General features: G+C 69.1%; 1 protein-coding gene. It reads left to right on the top strand.

Features of this window, described 5'->3' with window-relative positions; genetic code table 11:
- On the top strand, nt 1–651 hold a 651-nt coding region (locus tag EBL85_RS16850; protein WP_369964158.1), incomplete at both ends, for a transposase.

Here is a 651-nt window from a genome sequence, read left to right as displayed (position 1 = left end):
ACGTGCATCTGGTGGTGCGGGTCGATGCCGATCGGGCGGCGGGGTGGTCGGATGCCGAGGTGTTGCGGCGCTGGCGGTGTCTGTTCCGGGGGCCGATGGTGGTGGAACGGTTTCTGTCGCCTGCGACGCGGGCGGAGATGACCGAGACGGAGCTGGATGGGGTCGCGGGGTTGGTCGCGACCTATCGGGCGCGGCTGGCGGATCTCTCCTGGTTCATGCGGGTGTTGAACGAGTCGATCGCGCGGGCGGCGAATCGAGAGGACGGGGTTCGGGGTCGGTTCTGGGAGGGACGGTTCCGTTCACAGGCGATCCTCGACGAGACGGCGCTGTTGGCGGTGATGGCCTATGTCGATCTCAACCCGATTCGAGCGGGGATCGCGGAGACGCCGGAGGAGAGTGCGCATACCGGGATTGCGGCGCGGATCGCCGCGTTGCGGGCGGGTGATGATGGCGCGGCGAACAGGCGGCCTCTCGTCGTGGCGCCGTCACCCGATACGGCAAGACGAGCACCGCCAGACGTCCACCCCGGCTCGCAACGCGCGCGTGCTGCGCAGGAGACCGCAACATCCGAGACTGACACCCCGCCAGCCACGCACCCGCCCTCACCTGCCGTGACCGATCACGCCGACAGCTCGCCAGACGCTCGCAGCA

The sequence above is a fragment of the Marichromatium sp. AB32 genome, assembly GCF_003718675.1.
Lineage (GTDB): Bacteria > Pseudomonadota > Gammaproteobacteria > Chromatiales > Chromatiaceae > Marichromatium > Marichromatium gracile.
Note: the sequence above shows the minus strand (reverse complement) of the source record. Positions and strands in the feature narration are given on the sequence as shown.